Genomic DNA, 21,570 nt, shown 5'->3' on the forward strand with positions numbered 1-21,570 from the left:
CTATTCATTTACAGGCAAGCCGAGAACACGCTTTAGTTTAAACCATTTTGTCCGCAGTTTCCAAAACTTGCTACTCTCCATTGCCTGAATACGATTTTCCAGGGTATCAAGCTGATGACCCATTATCTGCATTTGGGATTTTAGATGTTCCCATTCGCTTTTCTGGGATTCATATTGGTCTATTTGGGATTGATATTGGGCTATTTGCTGGTTATATTGGTCTACGGTGGCTGTCAACTGTGCCTGAGTTTGGCTAAGTTGCTGGCGTGCCGCAGATAGTTTAATTTCCCAATTTCTGCGACTGGAGATGGCCACTAAGCGATCGCCTTCTATAATCGCCTGTAAGCCCTTACTAGAGACAATTTTGATGATTAATATATCCTGGGGGGAAATCTGGTCACTAGAGAGGACACAGGACCAACCTGAGAGTAAAAAATCTGGCTGTTGGTAGTGGGCAACAATATCGGGGCGTTCCTCAGAACAGGGATAGACACCAATAAGGCGAGAGTCTGACCATAATTGAACTTCTACAGTTACCCCAGGGTTCAAATCAATGGCCCATCCACTCAGGCGGACTTCTCCGTTAGGTTGAATATAGCAATAGTCAATTTTGCCTTCTGGATGATGATAGAATGTCAGGGGATGAGGGGATGCTACAGAGCGATCGCTTACCGCATAAAGGTCTTGATAGTGGTTTAAGCCTTTAGGAATGCGGGTAATTTCAGCATTACCATCACTAATGCTATCAAGTATTCGCCGCACATATTCTTCTGTCACCCAAGTAGTGCCATACTCTTGTTTATCGAGAGATTGACTTTCACTGTCTGGACTAAATAGTAACCCCGTTTCTGGCCTAGGAATATGGGGGGGCAATAATTCCATATCCAAGACACTAAATAATAGTAAACCCCGTTTTGATTTTAAATCATAAAGTTTTTGCATCCAGCGTTCAAAAGTAGTGGCTGGCATATGGCTAAAAAAGGAAGTCGCCATAATCAAATCAAAGTCGCGATCAACTTGGTAATCTTCAGGGACCGACGCAGACACAATTCCCTGTACTCCCAAGTATTCGCTTTGAAATTGAACCGCCTTTTTATAGATATCAGAAACCCAGATTCTTTCCGGTGGTATTTCTTCGATTAAAAAGCGAGTGAACCTACCATATCCACAGGCAAAATCTAAGAAGGACTCCACCGCATCAAAACCGCCAAAATGCCAATCTACAAACTGTTTTACAGTGTCCAAAATCGCGCGACCCATAGTATAGTAATAGGTTAAAGCACGATGGGAGTTTTTATCATCGAGTTGATTAAATACATAAGAGTACATTTCATCGATCGCCATAATTTCCCGTCGAAAAGTTTGAGGCGATCGGGCTAAGGTCTGAATCAAAGCATCCACCAGGGGATTATCATTAACAAAAATATTAGTTTTCATGGCAGATGTTATTTATCCCACGGATACACCATCTAAATTTTCCCAATGAACCTTACCAGAGGTAATAGTTAGTTGTGGTTCAACCAACAGGTCAACAACACCCGTACCACAGGACTCTTCGCAGGGCTGAACCCTAAACATAGCCACATCAACGCACCTATCTAAATAAGTAAATTCTCCCTCGACGATACCGGATACACCAGCATTCAAGAAATACACATCAGGAGCCAGGAGGCACTTAAACTGAAATTCTAACATGATTTTAGTTCCGGCATCAACATATTTAATTAACTGAGAGGTTGCCAAAAAAGAAGCCCCCGCCAATTCATAGCCACTAACAGTTTTAACCAACATCCCAAAGCGGACATGGGAGGCGGACTTCATAAACTCAACTTCGTAGTTATAAGTATAGGTTTGACGGGCGACCAAATGATTAACTCGCTTACCTTTTAAAGTTCTAATATGGGGGTCTTGGATAGTTGCACCCCGGCTAGGATAACGAATCAATTGGTCAGGGACTAAATTTGGATCGTAATAGTCTCGATAATCAGGATTATGTTTAATCATTCCCTGACTCTGACCCTGACTATGATTACCATTTTGTTGAGAGATACTAACTACTTTATGGACTTGATGTTGAGGAGGCAATGAGGCTTTAATCTGCTGAATTTCGGCGCGCACTTGGGCGGCTGCATCAGCATCAGCATAGATCATTTTTTGATATTTAGAAACAATCATCTTCGGGGTATGTTCTAATAACATTTCCCCCTTATCCATAAGTACCGCCGAATCGCATAACTGGATAATAGAGGGGGCAGAATGGGATACAAAGAGAATAGTACCGCCCCGGTCTTGGATTTCGTGAATGCGGCTAAAACACTTACGTTGAAAAGCCTCATCTCCCACAGATAGGGCTTCATCAACAATCAAGATATCAGGGTCAACGCTAGTAGCCACAGCAAAACCTAGGCGAATATACATCCCACTAGAATAGGTTTTGACAGGCTGATCGATAAAATCCCCGATATCAGCGAAGGCGGCAATATCATCAAACTTGGTCGCAATTTCTTCGGGTTTTAATCCCAACAACTGACCATTAAAGAACACATTTTGTCGTCCAGTAAATTCAGGATTAAATCCACTACCTAACTCTAGCAAAGCGGACACACGGCCATTAACTTTAACTTCGCCATGAGTAGGGGTTAAGGTTCCGGCAATAATTTGTAGGAGGGTGCTTTTACCTGATCCATTTCGTCCGACAATTCCCAGAGTTTGACCCCGAAAAACTTGTAGGTTGATATCTTGTAGGGCCCAAAAATTTTCAGCCAGACTGGTTTTTGGCCAAAATATTTCTTTGAGACGGTCTACGGGATGTTTATATCGCTTAAAACATTTGGAAACTTGATTGACGGAAATTGCAATATCAGTCATGGATTCTGATTGAGGATTAGGCTATCAATGGTAAGGTGGCGAACAGCGATAATTGTCAATTGTCTATATGTTGTGGTCTAAAGTACATCAGCAAAGGCAGGACGTAAGCGCCGATAGACTCCTAAGCCTATAGAGAAAATCACAATGGATACGGCTGTAGCCACGGCTAATTCTCCCCCATGTTGGATAGTTCCAACTAGGACTAGATCTCGATAACTTTCAGCGATCGCCGTAACCGGGTTCAGCCAAAACACCCAAACTCGCCACCCTTCAGGAATTTTGCTGGCTGGGTAGACAATTGGTGTGACATAAAACCACAAATTGAGAATTACCCCCAAAGTTTGGGGGATGTCTCGCAGAAAGACTGTCAGCGCCGCCGTCAAATATCCTAAGCCAGCAGTTAACAACAGTTGTGGAACCCAAATCATCGGTAGTAGCCAGAGGGTTTGGTGAAGACCTTGATAGGAGAAGCCCACAAAGATAATCAACACCGCTAAACCAAAGGTACTCTCAATAAAAGCCGACAAAATTGGCACCATTGGTAACAGCCCCAGGGGAAAGACTACTTTTTTGACCAGATTAGTTTGTCCAATCACAGAAGTAGCCGCCTGGGTCAAGCCATTGATAAATGCAAACCAAGGAATTAGACCAGCAAACAGCCAAAGTCCAAAAGTCAGTTTACTGTCTTCTGGCATTCCTGTAATGCTTAGTTTAACCTGCAAAACAATAGAGAAAACATAGGTATAGATCAGCAGTTGCGCCAACTGATTGAGTAAAGGCCAGAGGTTTCCCAGAATAGACCCTTTGTATCGCGCCTCTAGGTCCCGTTGTACAAGGGTAGCGAGTAAGTTGAGTTTTGTGCGCCATTGACTATAGACAACTGGAGATCTCCCCCCCCAAACTCTGTGTACAACACCTTTCATTGACCTAAGCAATTTTTTGTCCCTCGTCCACTACACACACCACAGCCAAATATCTTATTAGAGACAATGGTTTGAGGACAAGTGTGCCACATTCGGTGTCTTGATTGCTAGTCCCAGGGCGTTAATAGGGTAGTCGATCGCCAAAAAAAACACCCCAACAGGGGTGCATTAAGGTATTTATTGACAGCTAATCAGATGTTATCTACCAAGCTGGGTTATAGATTTCGGCACTGTTGGCATCTAACCCAACCTGATCAGCCAGACGATTAAACATTGATTTTTCCCGTTTCCAGGCTGACCGTTGCTGCTTCAGGATTAATTCCCGAGAGCGATCGGCTACCGACAGCGGAGTTTGAGAAGGTGTAGCCACTGCTTCGGGGTTATTGCAATATTTCACCCCACGATAAGTCAGGTTATGGCTAGGTTGCAGAACAGGTGCTTTTTTCAAGTTACGGAAGCGCCAGTCTTGACCACGATACTTGCCACCTACTTGACCAACGGTGGTTTCAACGGATTCGGTATTTTGGCTGTAGCTAACGCCGCGATATGTAAGTCCCATGATTTTCGCCTCTCTTGTTCAAATTGGTTAACTTTAGTGAGGCGCGTTCCTTCGGGATTACTCCCTACTTCCGTCTCCCCTCCTCTGAACATTAGGGCTAGAAAACCCTTAGAGCGAAAAGAGATGAACGATTTGTTTTTGTTTCTGTATCTATTGTTACCGTTTACCAAATAAATGTCAAGGGTCTATGGGATTTCTTTAGAAAATTTTAACAATTTTGCTAAATACCCCAAAAGGGGTAGAGACAAGGCTGGCCTTGTCTCGGAGGGGTTTGAGAGGTGGTGGGTTCCTAATGAGCGGAACCGTTACCATGATAGTCGTCGCTGTCGTAGAAGCCGTTTTGTGTCCCGAAGAATATGCAGGCGATGCTAAATACCACGGTTAACCCGACTAAAATTAACTTGATATCCATATTTGGGGTATCCCTCCCGATAAATTGACTAACCATTGGGATTGTAAACGCTTCTGAGTGAGAGCGTCCATACATTAGGGCCAATTATGGCTGGGGCCGAAACTTCTACCCATGGTCAATACCATCAAAAGCGATCGCCTGACACGCGATCGACTCCAGACGCTAAAATGGTCAAAGGGCGTAAATCTAACCTACTCAATGCCATGATATCCAAAAACTGGGTCCTAAAAGCGCTTCTGTTTCTGTTCGGCGCATGGTTGATATTTGATATGATCACCTGGGTGATCGCCGAATACCTATGGTTTGATGAAGTTGGCTATTTATCCGTATTCAGGCGACGACTGCTAACCCAAGTAGGATTATGGGTCCTAGGGGTGGGTTTGAGTGCAGCCTTTCTGTTCTTCAATTTGGCTATTGCTGACAAATTTCGCTATCAATCCGCCATTAAATCTTACCACCGATTTGAGGATGCCCTATTTTCACCGCCTCCCCCTAGCCGACCCCCAGCCTTAAATTTGCCATGGCTATCTTTTCTGGTAATTGGGCCAACTATGTTCATGGTGGTGATGACACTCCACTATGGCTATGAGTTTATTACAGATTTCAACATCAGCCTAGAGCAGGATTTGGTTGTTCCCTTGCTACCCCGTCGGTTTGATTTTGCCGTCATTTGGGAAATGATGACTCAGCAACCTATCCAATGGTGGCAAATTGCCATTAGTGTGGTTATGACTATGGTAGTTATCATTAAACCACAGCTTTCTCTAAGTGCGATCGCTGTATTTTTTAGCCTCGGTTTTGGTTGGGTTCTCTCTAGTCACTGGATTAATGTACTGGGATTTTTCTACCCCACCGATTTTCAGATTACAGAAGGTCTCTTTAACAAAGATATTAGTTTTTATATTTTTATCATCTCCGCCATTGACTTGGTAGAATTTTGGCTATTCGGTTTATTTCTCTTGGCTTTAATTTCCTGCTCCCTGATTTATCTACTTTCCGGTGATAGCTTTAATCAAGGCAAATTTCCCGGATTTTCTCGTTTTCAGCAGCGCCACTTACATGGGTTGGCTGGTGTGTTCATGCTATGTATGGCTCTGCGATATTGGTTAAATCGATATGAGTTATTATATTCCGAGCGAGGGGTCGTATTTGGGGCTGGCTATACTGATGCCAATGTGGCTGAACCCGCCTATTACTTGATGTTTTTCATTAGTATATTATTCGCGCTGTTCTTGTTCTGGCAGGCTTTCTTTTCCGTAGAAGTAATTAAACCTTATGTCGAGTTTTGCTTAAAAAAAATGGGTTTGCGTCGTCCGCGATCGCAACCAAAACGCTATGCCAAATTATTCGCGGATAGCTATTCTTTGAGGGCGATTTTATCTGTATATATTTTGATGGGATTTTCGGCTAATGTGGCGTTGCCAGAAATGGTGCAAAGGGTCATAGTCCAGCCTAACGAATTAGAGCGAGAATTGCCATATATTGAACGCAATATTCAATTTACCCAACAGGGTTTTCATCTTGATAATATTGATATTCAAACCTTTGACCCAGACGCTCAACTAACCCTCGCTGACCTAGAAAGCAATTCTCTCACCATTGATAATATTCGGCTGTGGGACCAGCGACCCCTATTACAAACTAATCGTCAACTCCAGCAAATTCGACCTTATTATGAATTTCTTGATGCTGCTATTGACCGCTATACTTTGCTGAAACCAGAAGAGGAACAAACACCAGATAATCGTACTCAAAAACAACAGGTGATTATTGCAGGACGGGAATTAGACTATCAGTTAGTTCCCGAAAAAGCGCAAACTTGGATTAATGAACACCTTGTCTATACCCACGGTTATGGATTTACCCTATCTCCAGTTAACAAAGTAGCGGAAGGAGGACTACCTAAATATTTTATCAAAAATATCGGCCCTGCGCCTCGGTTTAACCCAGATACTACCCTAGAAGTCGATCCTCGCGTTGAAGATAGTATCCCTATCGGAAAGCCTCGCATTTATTACGGTCAACTCACTAATACCAATGTGATGACTGGTACTAGAGTTTTGGAATTTGACTTTCCCTCCGGTGATGAAAATGTCTATAATACCTATAGCGGTGATGGGGGTATTCCGATTAATTCCCTATGGCGGCGGTTACTTTTTGCTAAGTATTTAAAAAACTGGCAAATGATTTTTACCCGGAATTTTTTGCCGGAAACTAAAGTGCTATTTCGTCGTCAAATTCAACAGCGAGTTAAAGCGATCGCTCCCTTTTTACGGTATGATAAAAATCCCTATTTGGTAGCCGCAGATAGCAGTTTAGGGCAAGATGTGGTTCCCGAAAATGCACAGGAGGGTAAATATCTCTATTGGATTTTAGATGCTTACACCACCAGCAGTCGCTACCCCTATTCTGACCCGGAAGATGGCGAATTTAACTATATTCGCAACTCAGTTAAAGTCGTAATTGATGCCTATAATGGCTCCATTAAATTCTACTATCTCAGTGAACCCAGAGACCCGCTTTTAATCACTTTACGCAATATTTTCCCCGATTTATTTGAACCTATCGAAAATATGCCCAAATCTTTGTATGAGCATATTCGATACCCCCAAGATTTATTTACAGTCCAATCAGAACGCCTATTAACTTACCACATGCAGGATGCTAGGGTGTTCTATAACCGGGAAGATGTCTGGCGCATTCCCACCGAAATTTATGGCGGTCAAACTCAACGGGTCGCGCCTTATTATTTGATTATGAAACTACCCACCGAAGCCATGGCGGAGTTTATTCTATTGCAGCCATTTACTCCCGCCAGTCGCCTCAATTTAATTGCTTGGTTAGCGGCGCGATCGGACTCCCCCCAATATGGTAAACTATTATTATATCAGTTTCCTAAGCAGCGATTAGTATTTGGACCCGAACAGGTGGAGGCACTAATCAACCAAGAACCCCGAATATCTGAGCAAATCTCACTGTGGAATCGTCAAGGTTCACGGGTACTTCAGGGTAATTTATTAGTAATTCCCATTGAACAGTCTTTGTTGTATGTAGAACCAATTTATCTCGAGGCGACTGATAACAGTTTACCTACTCTAGTCAGGGTTATTGTGGCTTATGAAAACCGCATTGTCATGCGTCCTACTTTAGATGAATCTCTGCAAGCTGTCTTTGATGCTGACCCCATCGAACCCGCCATTATAGTTCCCAATTAACAATGAATAATTAACAATGAATAATTAACAATGAATACAGCTTCAGAAATCGTGCTATTACCCTCACCCTAAATCCCTCTCCCAGGGGGGAGAGGGACTTTGACAGCCTATGGCATGATTACTCAAAAGGCTGTAATGAATAATCAATTTCTAGGTGGGGAGGCGAGGTTGATAATTAGCAGTTATTAATTATTAATTAATAATTAACAATTAATAATTAACAATGAATACAGCTTCAGAAATCGTGCTATTACCCTCACCCTAAATCCCTCTCCCAGGGGGGAGAGGGACTTTGACAGCCTATGGCATGATTACTCAAAAGGCTGTAATGAATCATCAATTTGTAGGTGGGGAGACGAGGTTGATAATTAGCAGTTAATAATTAATAATTAATAATTAATAATTAATAGTTAACAATGAATACAGCTTCAGAAATCGTGCTATTACCCTCACCCTAAATCCCTCTCCCAGGGGGGAGAGGGACTTTGACAGCCTATGGCATGATTACTCAAAAGGCTGTAATGAATCATCAATTTGTAGGTGGGGAGACGAGGTTGATAATTAGCAGTTAATAATTAATAATTAACAATTAACAATTAATAATTAACAATGAATACAGCTTCAGAAATCGTGCTATTACCCTCACCCTAAATCCCTCTCCCAGGGGGGAGAGGGACTTTGACAGCCTATGGCATGATTACTCAAAAGGCTGTAATGAATAATCAATTTCTAGGTGGGGATGCGAGGTTGATAATTAGCAGTTATTAATTAATAATTAACAATTAACAATTAATAATTAACAATGAATACAGCTTCAGAAATCGTGCTATTACCCTCACCCTAAATCCCTCTCCCAGGGGGGAGAGGGACTTTGACAGCCTATGGCATGATTACTCAAAAGGCTGTAATGAATAATCAATTTCTAGGTGGGGAGACGAGGTTGATAATTAGCAGTTATTAATTAATAATTAACAATTAACAATGAATAATTAACAATGAATACAGCTTCAGAAATCGTGCTATTACCCTCACCCTAAATCCCTCTCCCAGGGGGGAGAGGGACTTTGACAGCCTATGGCATGATTACTCAAAAGGCTGTAATGAATCATCAATTTCTAGGTGGGGAGACGAGGTTGATAATTAGCAGTTAATAATTAATAATTAGCAATGAATAATTAACAATGAATAATTAACAATGAATACAGCTTCAGAAATCGTGCTATTACCCTCACCCTAAATCCCTCTCCCAGGGGGGAGAGGGACTTTGACAGCCTATGGCATGATTACTCAAAAGGCTGTAATGAATCATCAATTTCTAGGTGGGGATGCGAGGTAGATAATTAGCAGTTATTAATTAATAATTAACAATTAACAATGAATAATTAACAATGAATACAGCTTCAGAAATCGTGCTATTACCCTCACCCTAAATCCCTCTCCCAGGGGGGAGAGGGACTTTGACAGCCTATGGCATGATTACTCAAAAGGCTGTAATGAATAATCAATTTCTAGGTGGGGATGCGAGGTAGATAATTAGCAGTTAATAATTAATAATTAACAATTAACAATTAATAATTAACAATGAATACAGCTTCAGAAATCGTGCTATTACCCTCACCCTAAATCCCTCTCCCAGGGGGGAGAGGGACTTTGACAGCCTATGGCATGATTACTCAAAAGGCTGTAATGAATAATCAATTTCTAGGTGGGGATGCGAGGTAGATAATTAGCAGTTATTAATTAATAATTAGCAATGAATAATTAACAATGAATAATTAACAATGAATACAGCTTCAGAAATCGTGCTATTACCCTCACCCTAAATCCCTCTCCCAGGGGGGAGAGGGACTTTGACAGCCTATGGCATGATTACTCAAAAGGCTGTAATGAATAATCAATTTCTAGGTGGGGAGACGAGGTTGATAATTAGCAGTTATTAATTAATAATTAACAATTAACAATTAATAATTAACAATGAATACAGCTTCAGAAATCGTGCTATTACCCTCACCCTAAATCCCTCTCCCAGGGGGGAGAGGGACTTTGACAGCCTATGGCATGATTACTCAAAAGGCTGTAATGAATCATCAATTTCTAGGTGGGGATGCGAGGTTGATAATTAGCAGTTAATAATTAATAATTAACAATTAACAATGAATAATTAACAATGAATACAGCTTCAGAAATCGTGCTATTACCCTCACCCTAAATCCCTCTCCCAGGGGGGAGAGGGACTTTGACAGCCTATGGCATGATTACTCAAAAGGCTGTAATGAATCATCAATTTCTAGGTGGGGATGCGAGGTTGATCATTAGCAGTTATTAATTAATAATTAACAATTAACAATTAATAATTAACAATGAATACAGCTTCAGAAATCGTGCTATTACCCTCACCCTAAATCCCTCTCCCAGGGGGGAGAGGGACTTTGACAGCCTATGGCATGATTACTCAAAAGGCTGTAATGAATAATCAATTTCTAGGTGGGGATGCGAGGTTGATAATTAGCAGTTATTAATTAATAATTAACAATTAACAATTAATAATTAACAATGAATACAGCTTCAGAAATCGTGCTATTACCCTCACCCTAAATCCCTCTCCCAGGGGGGAGAGGGACTTTGACAGCCTATGGCATGATTACTCAAAAGGCTGTAATGAATAATCAATTTCTAGGTGGGGAGACGAGGTTGATAATTAGCAGTTATTAATTAATAATTAACAATTAACAATTAATAATTAACAATGAATACAGCTTCAGAAATCGTGCTATTACCCTCACCCTAAATCCCTCTCCCAGGGGGGAGAGGGACTTTGACAGCCTATGGCATGATTACTCAAAAGGCTGTAATGAATAATCAATTTCTAGGTGGGGAGACGAGGTTGATAATTAGCAGTTATTAATTAATAATTAACAATTAACAATTAATAATTAACAATGAATACAGCTTCAGAAATCGTGCTATTACCCTCACCCTAAATCCCTCTCCCAGGGGGGAGAGGGACTTTGACAGCCTATGGCATGATTACTCAAAAGGCTGTAATGAATAATCAATTTCTAGGTGGGGAGACGAGGTTGATAATTAGCAGTTATTAATTAATAATTAACAATTAACAATTAATAATTAACAATGAATACAGCTTCAGAAATCGTGCTATTACCCTCACCCTAAATCCCTCTCCCAGGGGGGAGAGGGACTTTGACAGCCTATGGCATGATTACTCAAAAGGCTGTAATGAATAATCAATTTCTAGGTGGGGATGCGAGGTAGATAATTAGCAGTTATTAATTAATAATTAACAATTAACAATTAATAATTAACAATGAATACAGCTTCAGAAATCGTGCTATTACCCTCACCCTAAATCCCTCTCCCAGGGGGGAGAGGGACTTTGACAGCCTATGGCATGATTACTCAAAAGGCTGTAATGAATAATCAATTTCTAGGTGGGGATGCGAGGTAGATAATTAGCAGTTATTAATTAATAATTAACAATTAACAATTAATAATTAACAATGAATACAGCTTCAGAAATCGTGCTATTACCCTCACCCTAAATCCCTCTCCCAGGGGGGAGAGGGACTTTGACAGCCTATGGCATGATTACTCAAAAGGCTGTAATGAATAATCAATTTCTAGGTGGGGATGCGAGGTAGATAATTAGCAGTTATTAATTAATAATTAACAATTAACAATTAATAATTAACAATGAATACAGCTTCAGAAATCGTGCTATTACCCTCACCCTAAATCCCTCTCCCAGGGGGGAGAGGGACTTTGACAGCCTATGGCATGATTACTCAAAAGGCTGTAATGAATAATCAATTTCTAGGTGGGGATGCGAGGTAGATAATTAGCAGTTATTAATTATTAATTATTAATTTCCGGGGCGAGGTTGATAATTAGCAGTTATTAATTATTAATTATTAATTATTAATTATTAATTATTAATTATTAATTATTAATTTCCGGGGCGAGGTTATAGAAGAACCCGCCCCTAGAATTATCAATTGTCCTGCCGGAAGGTTGCCCGATCGCCTAAATCTGGTAAATTTAAGGTAACAGTTGAGCAAACAGACGGTAATTGAACCTATGGCACTGATTACAACCGGTGGGAAACTAATTCGAGATTTGGAGTCGGAAGGAGCTTTAGCGCTCTATGTTCCGTTGGAGGGAGGATTTGAGGGACGTTACCGCCGCCGTCTCAGGATAGCTGGTTATACTACCTATAGCCTATCAGCCAGGGGATTGGGTGACTTGGCGGCGTACTTGTTGGGGGTTCATGGTGTCCGACCGCCTCACCTAGGTAAAAAAAGCAGTGGTAATGATGCGGCGGTGGGAGATATTTATTATCTTCCTCCGGTGGTCAACTATCAGTTAGAGAATCTGCCCCCTAACTCCAAGGGATTAGTATTATGGATCATAGAAGGGCATATTTTGTCAAGCCAAGAGGTCGATTTTCTCAGTCGCCTACCGAGTATTGAACCTCGGGTTAAAATTGCCATAGAGATGGGAGGCGATCGCCAATTTAGCTGGAAACCTTTAAAAAATGCGATCGCCGTTGCCTAAGCGCCAACCATTTCCCGCATCCATGTAAACATAGAAAATGTGATCACTACTGATTCCCCTCTAACATCACTGAAAACAGGTCGCTGGTTCAAACTCATTTGTGGAGCCAGTTACCAGCACCTGCCATCAGTGCGCCATTTGGCCCTAGCTTATACCCTAGCGGGGGCGGACTGCATTGATGTGGCGGCGGACCCAGCCGTGATCAAGGCTACCCTGGAAGCGATCGCATTATGTGCTGATTTAGGAAATCAGGCTCGCCGCCGAGGTTTTGGCTATCGAGGGAGACCGTGGTTAATGGTCAGCCTCAACGACGGAGAAGATCCCCATTTTCGGAAAGCTGAATTTGAAGCCACAGCCTGTCCCAGCCATTGTCCCCGTCCCTGTGAAAGCATTTGTCCGGCGGGGGCGATCGCTTTTAGCGACCTACAAGCTGGGGTTATAGATGAACTATGCTATGGCTGTGGTCGGTGTATTCCCGTTTGTCCATCAAATTTGATCCGCGCTCGGTCCTATGTATTTACCCCAGAAGCCGTCGCGCCGCTGATATTTCAAACCGGAGTTGATGCCATCGAAATCCACACCCAAAGCGATCGCGAAGCCGACTTCCGTCGCCTGTGGAATCATATTCAGCCTTGGATACACCAACTCAAAGCGATCGCCATTAGCTGTCCCAACAGCCCCGACCTAATCGATTATTTGTGGAGTCTGCACCAGCTAATCACTCCCCTACCGTCAACAACCGCCTTAATTTGGCAAACCGACGGTAGACCCATGAGTGGCGACATAGGTAGTGGCACCACCAGAGCCAGCATTCAACTGAGCCAAAAGGTGTTATCCGCCCAACTACCAGGATATGTGCAACTAGCAGGAGGCACAAATGATTATACTGTAGCCAAGCTGCGATCGCTAAAACTTCTCCCCGATGAGGGAACCGAGAAAAACTCCACTTCCCCAAAAGTCGCCGGAGTCGCCTATGGTAGCTATGCTCGCACCTTACTTTCCCCCATTTGGGAATCCCTAGAATCTCCTAATCAGGAATCTGACCCCCTAGAAATGTCAAAAATCACTCAATTAGAAACCCAAGCAGACCTACTATGGAAAGCCGTTAACCTAGCAAGTTCCCTAGTTGCCCAAATCAAAGGATTTTGAGGTTTCCTGCCTCCAAATCCCTCAACCAGTTCTCACCCTATTGATTGAACACTTCAACCTGAGAAGTATGCAGATCACAGACGACCTTAACAGATTGCTTGATATTGTTCCCCCAACAGTCCGAAAAAACCTGATCAACCACCCAGAACGCGAATGTTTGATTGAAATAGTTATGGATTTGGGTCGTCTCCCAGAGGCTCGTTTTCCCAGCAATGCCGAATACCTATCCCAACAGCCTGTTACCTGGGATGACTTGGGCCATTGCATATCCCGCATTGGTGAGTTTAGCGGTGACAACCGAGCCGGTATTGAAAAAACCCTACACCGGATTAGTGCCATTCGCAACCGCACCGGGAAAATTATCGGCTTAACCTGTCGAGTTGGTCGCGCCGTATTTGGCAAAATCGGCATGATCCGAGACTTGGTAGAAACCGGAGGCTCAATTTTGATGCTAGGTCGTCCTGGTGTCGGCAAAACTACTGCCCTGCGAGAAATTGCCCGCGTCCTAGCTGATGAACTCCATAAACGGGTCGTAATTATCGATACATCTAACGAAATTGCCGGGGATGGAGATATTCCGCACCCCGCCATTGGACGAGCCAGACGTATGCAGGTAGCCAGTCCAGAACTGCAACATCAGGTCATGATCGAGGCGGTGGAAAACCATATGCCCGAAGTGATTGTCATTGACGAAATAGGCACAGAATTGGAAGCCCTCGCCGCCCGCACAATTTCCGAGCGGGGTGTGCAATTAATCGGAACCGCCCACGGTAACCGCATTGAAAACCTGATGAAGAACCCCACTTTAGCAGATCTGATTGGCGGAATTCAAGCCGTCACTCTGGGAGATGATGAAGCACGGCGGCGGGGTTCTCAAAAAACCGTTTTGGAACGTAAGGCTCCCCCAACTTTTGATATTGCCATAGAAATGTTGGAACGGGAACGTTGGGTTGTCCATGAGTCGGTATCAACTACTGTTGATGGTTTGCTGCGGGGAATGCAGCCGACTTTACAGGTCAGACAAATGAACGATCGCGGTGAAGTCACTGTTACCCAAGAACGTTATAGCACCCCCGCCGCTCGGAATGCGGTGCCAGCAGGAGCATCTACTGGTTCATCCCGACCCTTACCCCCTTTGTCTGCACCGGGTTTGGGGGGTCTGCGGGCTTCCGGGAAAATGATGCCACTTCCCACTAGCACTACTGTTCGCGAAGGGTCTGCGCCGGAAAATAAACCCGCCACCCAGGAATTTGAACAGTTGCTGAATGCCTCCTTTGATAGTCAAGGATTGGGGGATGACAATGGTTTGGATCTGGGGGATAATGGATTTAATGAGGATGATTTGCCTCTGCATATCTATCCCTATGCGATCGCTCGCTATCAGATAGATCAGGTGATTCGCACTCTGATGTTGCCTGTGGTGGTGACTAAGGATATTGACAGTGCTGATGTCGTCTTGGCTTTGCGATCGCATATTCGCAATCAGTCCAAGCTGCGACAAATGGCAAAAAATCGCCATATACCCATTCACACCGTTAAATCTGGCAGTCCCCCTCAGATTGCTAAGGCTCTGCATCGGTTACTACACAGGTCAGATCCTAGCACTCCAGAAGTTCCTGATCTGACTCTGTTTGCTTCCGGGAATTCCTCTGATGAACTCGAAGCCTTAGAGGAAGCCAGACTAGCAGTAGAGGAAATTGTCATTCCCAAGGGTCAACCTGTGGAACTTTTACCTCGTTCCCCAAAAGTGCGAAAAATGCAGCATGAACTGGTCGAACACTATCGCCTGAAATCTAACAGTTTCGGCGAGGAACCCAACCGCCGGATCAGGATTTATCCAGCATAGCAAACACATCACAACTATAGAGGCAGCCTGTTCGGGTTGCCTCCGTTTACAATAGATAATTAAAATATAACTATTTTCCCTTTCAACTTTAGCAAGTTTAAGGAAAAATTAATTCACTCTCTACTGTTCCCTCTTGCCTTTGATAGTGTTGTTTGGGCAAATAACTTAACTTAATGGTCAATGATTCAACAGCTTATTCAACTAATTGCTACCATGACTGGGCTACATATTCGACCCCAGGATTATGGGACTTTCTCCCAAAAAATTTGGCGACGGGTTCAGCAACTACATCTTTCTAGTTTGAATGAATACTATAATTTGCTCACCGCCGCCAATACCGAGAGTCAAACCGAATGGTCGGAATTGATGCCTTTGTTGACCACCACGGAAACCTACTTTTTTCGCGATCGCGGTCAGTTTAAGTTATTGCGTGAGGTCATACTACCCGAGTTGATCGCCGCCCGAAAATCCTCTAAAACTCTGCGTTTGTGGAGTGCTGGATGTTCTACCGGGGAAGAAGCCTACTCTTTAGCTATTTTAGTGCAACAGTTGCTCCCAGACTGGTCAAATTGGTTAATTGAGATTACCGGAACTGATGTTAATGAAGTCGCCCTACAACGCGCTAGAGATGGCGTATATAGCCATTGGTCTTTTCGCATGGTTGACCCCGAGGTGCAACGTCAATATTTCTATCCCCAAGGACAGAATTGGTTAGTTAATCCCGCCGCTAAAAGTTTGGTTAGGTTCCTGAAACTTAACTTGGTGAGTGATAATTGTACCAATGCGATCGCCAGTCTTGGTAAAATCGATTTAATTTTATGTAGAAATGTTTTTGTTTATTTCGAGAAACCCTATATTGTACAGGTTCTGAGAAAATTCTATCAGGTACTTAGGCCCGGTGGGTATCTGATGACAGCCCATGCAGAAATTCAGGGATTATTACTTGATGAGTTTAAAGCCTGCATTTTTCCAGAGTCCGTGATTTATCAACGGGAAAAACCTCCCCAAAATCTCTCTGTATCCTCCCCCAATGTCTCCCTAAACCATCGCCAGCCTTTATCCCCGTTGCTAAATCGAGCCTATTATCACCCCAATGGTAGCCGTTTACCATCCCCTTCTCAACCTCCCGCCAATCACGGTCAACAGAAACAAGGTAATCTCTCGACTTTATCGATTGTACCGCCACCCATTTCCGCGATACCCACTGCATCAGAACAGGCGATCGCCATTAGTCAAAGCCTCGAAGAAGCCAAAAAGCTCATCAACCAAAAAGCCTATAATGAAGCCCTCAAAAAAGTTCAAGAATTTGTCGCTAACCATCCCCAAAATTTTGATGCTCATTATTTAATGGCGAAAATTTATGCCAATAGCGGACAGCATGATCAGGCAATTTTACATTGTCAAAAAGCCTTGGAAATTCAGTCATTGTCCATTGAACCTTATTATATTTTGTTGCACATTGCCCAGGAGCAAGGGGACTTACAAAACGCTAAAATTTTCTCCAAAAGAATCATCTATTTATCCGATGTTTCTGCTTCGTCAATTTGCGCTCATCTCGAATTAGCAACTGTCCACGAAAGGGAAGGAAATTTACCCCAAGCCAAAAAACTGTACTTAACTGCATTATCCCTGTTAAATACAGTTCCTGCTCATCTTCCTGTACCCTATTTAGGGGAAATTTTAGGAGGAGACTTAAAGGCTTATCTCCAACAAAAATTAAATCTGATTTTGTATTAATAAATAAGGCACTGAAAATTATGGAAACTAAACCTTATCTGATGTTTAAGTTGGGAGGATTGAATTATGGCGTAGATGGCTTCTTAGTTCAAGAGATTTTCTCCTTACCTGAACTCACCCCCATTGTCGAAGCAGCCCCCGAATTAGTAGGTATTCTGAATTTACGCAGTGAACTATTATCAATCATTGACTTAAATATTCATTTTGGACTTGCATATAGTCAAAATCCTTATGCAATTGATGATATTATTATTGTCCTACAGTTAGGTGATGAAAAGTTGGGAATTTTGGTGAATGAAGTGTGCGAAGTGCAGATGATTTCCTCCGAGGATATAACCAGTAAGATTCCCTATAGTATGATGGTAGAAATACCAAGTTACCATAGTTCCGGCTCTCATCATCATGCGATCGCTGGATATGCCGAAATTGAAGACCAGATTATTATGATCATAAATCCCGAATCTTTACGGGATCATATTATATCTGATAGTCCCGAAATTATCTCCGATCGCAGTAATTCTCATCGAGATAGTTTAGGGAGTGAAACTCATCGAGATGACCATGATTATCCAGTCCCCAAAAACCGTAAAATTCCCGCTTTCTGTCCTGACGCAACACCAGAAGAAAGGCAGATTTTTCGGGAACGTGCCGAGAATTTGAGGCGCAAGACCGAGAAAGATGAATTGTCCGGGTTAATGTCCTTGGCTGTCATTGGTTTAAACGGTGAATACTTTGGCGTAAATCTCTCGATTATTCGGGAATTTACCGATATTCATAATGTTACCCCTATTCCTTGCACGCCCCCTCATATCGTCGGTAATATGAACCTGCGGGGTGAAATTGTCACCTTGGTTGATATTAGGGGAATTTTGGGTCTACCAATGGATATTAACGGTAATTCTCAAAAAGCCGCGATCGTCCAAGTTGGTGAAGTAGTCGCCGGAATTATTGTTAATGATATTTTTGATGTCACCTATCTAAACCCCTCCGCTATTAAGCTAGTTCCCGCCGCTGTTCATTCTACCCAAGATGAATATTTACGAGGGACAGCAATTTATCGCGATCGCCAAAATCCCCAAGCACAAAACCGGATGATGAGTTTATTAGACCTCGAAAAAATCCTAGTCCAAGAAACCCTGGTAGTTAATGAAGAAATATAAACCAATTGTTAACTAATTATAAAAACTCTATCGTTTGGCATATTCCCGCGTAAAATAGTAGTGATAATCAGAGTTTAGCTATTTTTTCAGATTAGCCACAGTTGCCGACCCTCCGACCCTCGACCATTTATAGACAGCAATGCCAATGATAGCCTATTTTTACTAACATGATGCAAAGATTAACCACCAAACTTTACTGCGGTTTCTTCCTGATACCCGCCACAGTCATCCTAGCTATAAGTAGCTATTCGGTTTTTTCATTCTGGCGCATCGATTCGCGCATTGGCACTATCTATGATGATCGGGTTATACCCCTTCAGCAAATCAAAAATATCTCCGATGCCTATGCTATTGAGATAATTGATGCCGTCAATAAAGCCAATAGTGGCTTAATCAGCACCGATGCCGCCTTCAACATTGTTAATCAAGCCATAGAAACAATTAGCCTCAACTGGGAAAGTTATAAAAACACCGAATTAACACCCGAAGAAAAAGCGATCGCTAACGACATAGAGCGATTATTTCTTCCTGCCCAGAATCGCATTAGCGAACTGCAACAAGTTCTAGAAAGAGGCAATATAGAGGAATTAGCCGCCTTTGATGGACAATTGTATGATCTCATAGACCCCCTCACCGCCAAACTTAAGGGGTTAATTAATTTACAACTGCAGGTAGCCTCAATCGAAAGGGAGAAGGCTCGCGCCGTATTAAATGAAACCCTGTTATTATTTGGATTATTAATCTTAGTTGCCATAGTAATCGCCTCTCCCCTAGGCTACTTTTTAAGCCAGTCTATTGCTAATACCTTTAAACAAACCATTAAAGCTATTTCCGAGAGTTCCACAGAAATTGCTGTCGCCACAGAACAACATGAACGCATTGCTACAGAACAAGCAGCAGCCGTTAGCGAAACCACCTCCACCATGGATGAATTAGGAGCCTCCTCCGAAGCCGCTACCCAACAAGCAGAAGCCGCCGTCACCGGAGCGAAAAAGGCTTTATCCCTGTCCGAAAGTGGTCAAACTGCAGTTAATAGCACCTTAGAAGGGATGGCAACCCTCCAAGATAAAGTCGAGGGAATAGCCCAACAAATTCTCCGCCTCAGTGAACAGACCAATCAAATTGGTAACATCTCCCAATTAGTGGCTGATTTGGCTAATCAAACTAATATGTTAGCCCTAAATGCCGCTGTTGAAGCAGTACGAGCCGGAGAACATGGTCGCGGTTTTGGGGTAGTTGCCACCGAAATCCGCAAACTGGCTGATGAGAGTCAGAAATCCGCCCAAAAAATCGGTACTTTAGTTTCCGATATTCAGACCGCGATTAATTCCACCGTGATGGTCACAGAAGAGGGAACTAAAACAGTTCGCTCCAATGTTGATGTCGCCCAAAAAACTGCCGAAGCCTTTTTAGGTGTCAAAGAAGCAGTAAATGATGTAGTTGTGAATAATCAACAAATATCTCTGAATATTAAGCAACAAACCCTCGCCATTAATCAGGTTTTGGAAGCCATGAATTCCCTAAAGCAGGGAGCCAACGAAACCGCCAATGGTATCGGACAAACCAAAAAAGGCATGGAACAGCTAAAACATATAGCTGATGAGCTGGAGTCCATTATTTAGGGATAATTTGAATATTCATAAACCGGGGATATTCAGACAGTAAATTTAGCGGATTGACGATTATTTAACATTTTTAGGAGTTACGAAAAATGCTGATGTTTAAAAAGTTAAGATACTGGATTGTGGGAGGATATACTATTCCCATATTCCTGATGATTGCTAGTGCCACGGTGGTTTCTGTTAACGTCGGTCGGGTGCAAAGCGAAGCCCAGCAACTAAATGTATCTCGTCAAATAGCTGAAGATATTGCTGAGATATCCTGGAATCTTCAGGCTATGTCCAGAACCCTGAGAGGCTATTTGATTGCCAACAATCCTACATCTATAAATAGCTGGAATCAAGCCAAAAATGATGCTAATCAAATCATAGGTTCGTTAACAGAAACTATGACTGATGAAAATCAACTTAAAACCATGGAGGAAATTCGGAAACAGTATGATGATTTAGTCGAATTTCACGAGGGTCTAATCCAAATAGTAGGGGCTGGTGACATAGAAGCAGCTCGTCAAACCTGGATAGCAAATGGCATAGGGATCAGAGTTGCTGAGGATACTGCTAAGTTAATTGATCAGATGAAGAGTCGGGAAGCGGAACTGGTAAATATGCGAGTAGCCAGCCAAAGCCAAGCTCTGAATAATCTGTTATCATCTGTGTGGGTTAGTATTGGTCTAGCGGTGATAGTTTCGATTATTTTAGGAAGTTGGATTATCACTACTATTGTTCAGAAAATTACCCAAGAAGCCAATAACATCGCCCTAGCAGCTACGGAGATTGCTACTACTATTGAAGAACAGGAAAGGGTGGCTGTTCAACAGGCTGCTTCTGTGAATGAAACTAGCACGAGTATGGATGAGTTGGGGGCTTCCTCCCGTCAGTGTTCTGAACAGGCTTCTGCTGCGTCTTCGGGAGCGCGTCAGGTGCTGGCTTTGGCGGGAAGTAATCGCCAAGAAGATACATTAGATGGTAGTCCGAGTTTGCGGGAAAAAATGTCACAGGTTCAGGCTCAAATCCTGCGTTTGAGTGAAAACCTCAGCCAGATATATAATATTACTAATTTGGTTAGTGATTTAGCTAATCAAACTAATATGCTGGCTTTGAATGCTTCGGTGGAAGCGGTCAGAGCAGGGGAACATGGTAAAGGTTTCGGGGTGGTGGCTAGTGAAATCCGCAAATTAGCTGATCAAAGTCGCAAGTCGGCGGAAAAAATTGGCTCTCTAATTGCTGATATTCAAAATTCGGCTAATTCTACTGTGATAGTAACGGAAGAGGGGACGAAGGCTGTGGAAAAAATTATCGTTTCTATCAATGATGTGGCGGTGAATATTCAACAAATTTCTCTGAATACTAAACAACAGGCGATGGCGGTAGAGCAGGTGATTGATGCGATGAATAGCCTAAATACTGCGGCGCAAGAAACAGCGAACGGTTTGGCTCAAAGTCGAGCAGGTACTGAGCAACTTAATAATACCGCCCAGGGCTTAAAAAATCTGGTTTAGCAAGAGTTTAT

13 protein-coding genes and 1 riboswitch are annotated in these 21,570 nt (G+C 42.7%); of the genes, 8 read left to right on the forward strand and 5 right to left on the reverse strand.

Features of this window, described 5'->3' with window-relative positions; translation table 11 throughout:
- The 5 genes from HFV01_RS17410 to HFV01_RS32345 form a co-directional block, all read right to left on the reverse strand.
- Positions 1-1,437: a class I SAM-dependent methyltransferase gene (locus HFV01_RS17410; RefSeq protein ID WP_193520244.1), complete on the reverse strand. Its 1,437-nt coding sequence runs from the start codon at positions 1,435-1,437 to the stop codon at positions 1-3.
- Positions 1,438-1,449: 12 nt separating this feature from the next.
- On the reverse strand, positions 1,450-2,868 hold the full coding sequence (locus HFV01_RS17415) for an ABC transporter ATP-binding protein (RefSeq protein ID WP_006620446.1): 1,419 nt from the start codon (positions 2,866-2,868) through the stop codon (positions 1,450-1,452).
- Between the two features lie 77 nt (positions 2,869-2,945).
- A complete protein-coding gene (locus tag HFV01_RS17420) occupies positions 2,946-3,791 on the reverse strand; it encodes an ABC transporter permease (protein WP_006620447.1) in 846 nt (281 codons plus the stop codon).
- 202 nt (positions 3,792-3,993) lie between these two features.
- A complete protein-coding gene (locus HFV01_RS17425) occupies positions 3,994-4,350 on the reverse strand; it encodes a DUF4278 domain-containing protein (protein WP_006669644.1) in 357 nt (118 codons plus the stop codon).
- Between the two features lie 40 nt (positions 4,351-4,390).
- Positions 4,391-4,482, reverse strand: a riboswitch (Glutamine riboswitch).
- A gap of 157 nt (positions 4,483-4,639) precedes the next feature.
- A complete protein-coding gene (locus HFV01_RS32345) occupies positions 4,640-4,762 on the reverse strand; it encodes a DUF8629 family protein (RefSeq protein WP_035759729.1) in 123 nt (40 codons plus the stop codon).
- Between the two features lie 86 nt (positions 4,763-4,848).
- On the opposite strand from HFV01_RS32345, the gene HFV01_RS17430 reads away from it, so the two are divergent.
- From HFV01_RS17430 to HFV01_RS17465, 8 genes are all read left to right on the forward strand, one after another.
- Positions 4,849-7,977 carry a UPF0182 family protein gene (locus tag HFV01_RS17430; protein ID WP_006620450.1) on the forward strand — a complete coding sequence of 1,043 codons (3,129 nt, stop codon included), beginning with the start codon at positions 4,849-4,851 and terminating at the stop codon, positions 7,975-7,977.
- Positions 7,978-12,072: 4,095 nt separating this feature from the next.
- On the forward strand, positions 12,073-12,549 hold the full coding sequence (locus HFV01_RS17435) for an NAD(P)H-quinone oxidoreductase subunit N (protein ID WP_006669642.1): 477 nt from the start codon (positions 12,073-12,075) through the stop codon (positions 12,547-12,549).
- A gap of 39 nt (positions 12,550-12,588) precedes the next feature.
- On the forward strand, positions 12,589-13,698 hold the full coding sequence (gene ldpA, locus HFV01_RS17440; protein ID WP_006620452.1) for a circadian clock protein LdpA: 1,110 nt from the start codon (positions 12,589-12,591) through the stop codon (positions 13,696-13,698).
- A 67-nt stretch (positions 13,699-13,765) separates the two neighbouring features.
- Complete coding sequence (locus HFV01_RS17445; protein ID WP_006620453.1) at positions 13,766-15,544, forward strand: R3H domain-containing nucleic acid-binding protein; 1,779 nt, start codon at positions 13,766-13,768, stop codon at positions 15,542-15,544.
- A gap of 180 nt (positions 15,545-15,724) precedes the next feature.
- Positions 15,725-17,281 carry a CheR family methyltransferase gene (locus HFV01_RS17450; protein ID WP_006620454.1) on the forward strand — a complete coding sequence of 519 codons (1,557 nt, stop codon included), beginning with the start codon at positions 15,725-15,727 and terminating at the stop codon, positions 17,279-17,281.
- A 20-nt stretch (positions 17,282-17,301) separates the two neighbouring features.
- Positions 17,302-18,441, forward strand: coding sequence for a chemotaxis protein CheW (locus HFV01_RS17455; RefSeq protein WP_006669641.1), 1,140 nt, complete (start codon positions 17,302-17,304; stop codon positions 18,439-18,441).
- 167 nt (positions 18,442-18,608) lie between these two features.
- Positions 18,609-20,063: a HAMP domain-containing methyl-accepting chemotaxis protein gene (locus tag HFV01_RS17460; protein ID WP_193520245.1), complete on the forward strand. Its 1,455-nt coding sequence runs from the start codon at positions 18,609-18,611 to the stop codon at positions 20,061-20,063.
- 89 nt (positions 20,064-20,152) lie between these two features.
- Positions 20,153-21,559 (forward strand): methyl-accepting chemotaxis protein, encoded by a 1,407-nt coding sequence (locus HFV01_RS17465; protein WP_008049645.1) that lies wholly within the window; start codon positions 20,153-20,155, stop codon positions 21,557-21,559.
- Positions 21,560-21,570: the final 11 nt, after the last annotated feature.

Source organism: Limnospira fusiformis SAG 85.79, from assembly GCF_012516315.1.
Classification (GTDB): Bacteria; Cyanobacteriota; Cyanobacteriia; order Cyanobacteriales; family Microcoleaceae; genus Limnospira; species Limnospira fusiformis.

Bases quoted from the DNA above. Each gene is read 5' to 3' on its own strand.
- HFV01_RS17445 (WP_006620453.1), top strand. From the start codon at position 13,766: ATGCAGATCACAGACGACCTTAACAGATTGCTTGATATTGTTCCCCCA.
- HFV01_RS17450 (WP_006620454.1), top strand. From the start codon at position 15,725: ATGATTCAACAGCTTATTCAACTAATTGCTACCATGACTGGGCTACAT.
- HFV01_RS17465 (WP_008049645.1), top strand. From the start codon at position 20,153: ATGCTGATGTTTAAAAAGTTAAGATACTGGATTGTGGGAGGATATACT.
- HFV01_RS32345 (WP_035759729.1), bottom strand. From the start codon at position 4,762: ATGGATATCAAGTTAATTTTAGTCGGGTTAACCGTGGTATTTAGCATC.
- HFV01_RS17455 (WP_006669641.1), top strand. From the start codon at position 17,302: ATGGAAACTAAACCTTATCTGATGTTTAAGTTGGGAGGATTGAATTAT.
- HFV01_RS17410 (WP_193520244.1), bottom strand. From the start codon at position 1,437: ATGAAAACTAATATTTTTGTTAATGATAATCCCCTGGTGGATGCTTTG.
- HFV01_RS17420 (WP_006620447.1), bottom strand. From the start codon at position 3,791: ATGAAAGGTGTTGTACACAGAGTTTGGGGGGGGAGATCTCCAGTTGTC.
- HFV01_RS17460 (WP_193520245.1), top strand. From the start codon at position 18,609: ATGATGCAAAGATTAACCACCAAACTTTACTGCGGTTTCTTCCTGATA.
- HFV01_RS17415 (WP_006620446.1), bottom strand. From the start codon at position 2,868: ATGACTGATATTGCAATTTCCGTCAATCAAGTTTCCAAATGTTTTAAG.
- HFV01_RS17430 (WP_006620450.1), top strand. From the start codon at position 4,849: ATGGCTGGGGCCGAAACTTCTACCCATGGTCAATACCATCAAAAGCGA.
- HFV01_RS17435 (WP_006669642.1), top strand. From the start codon at position 12,073: ATGGCACTGATTACAACCGGTGGGAAACTAATTCGAGATTTGGAGTCG.
- HFV01_RS17425 (WP_006669644.1), bottom strand. From the start codon at position 4,350: ATGGGACTTACATATCGCGGCGTTAGCTACAGCCAAAATACCGAATCC.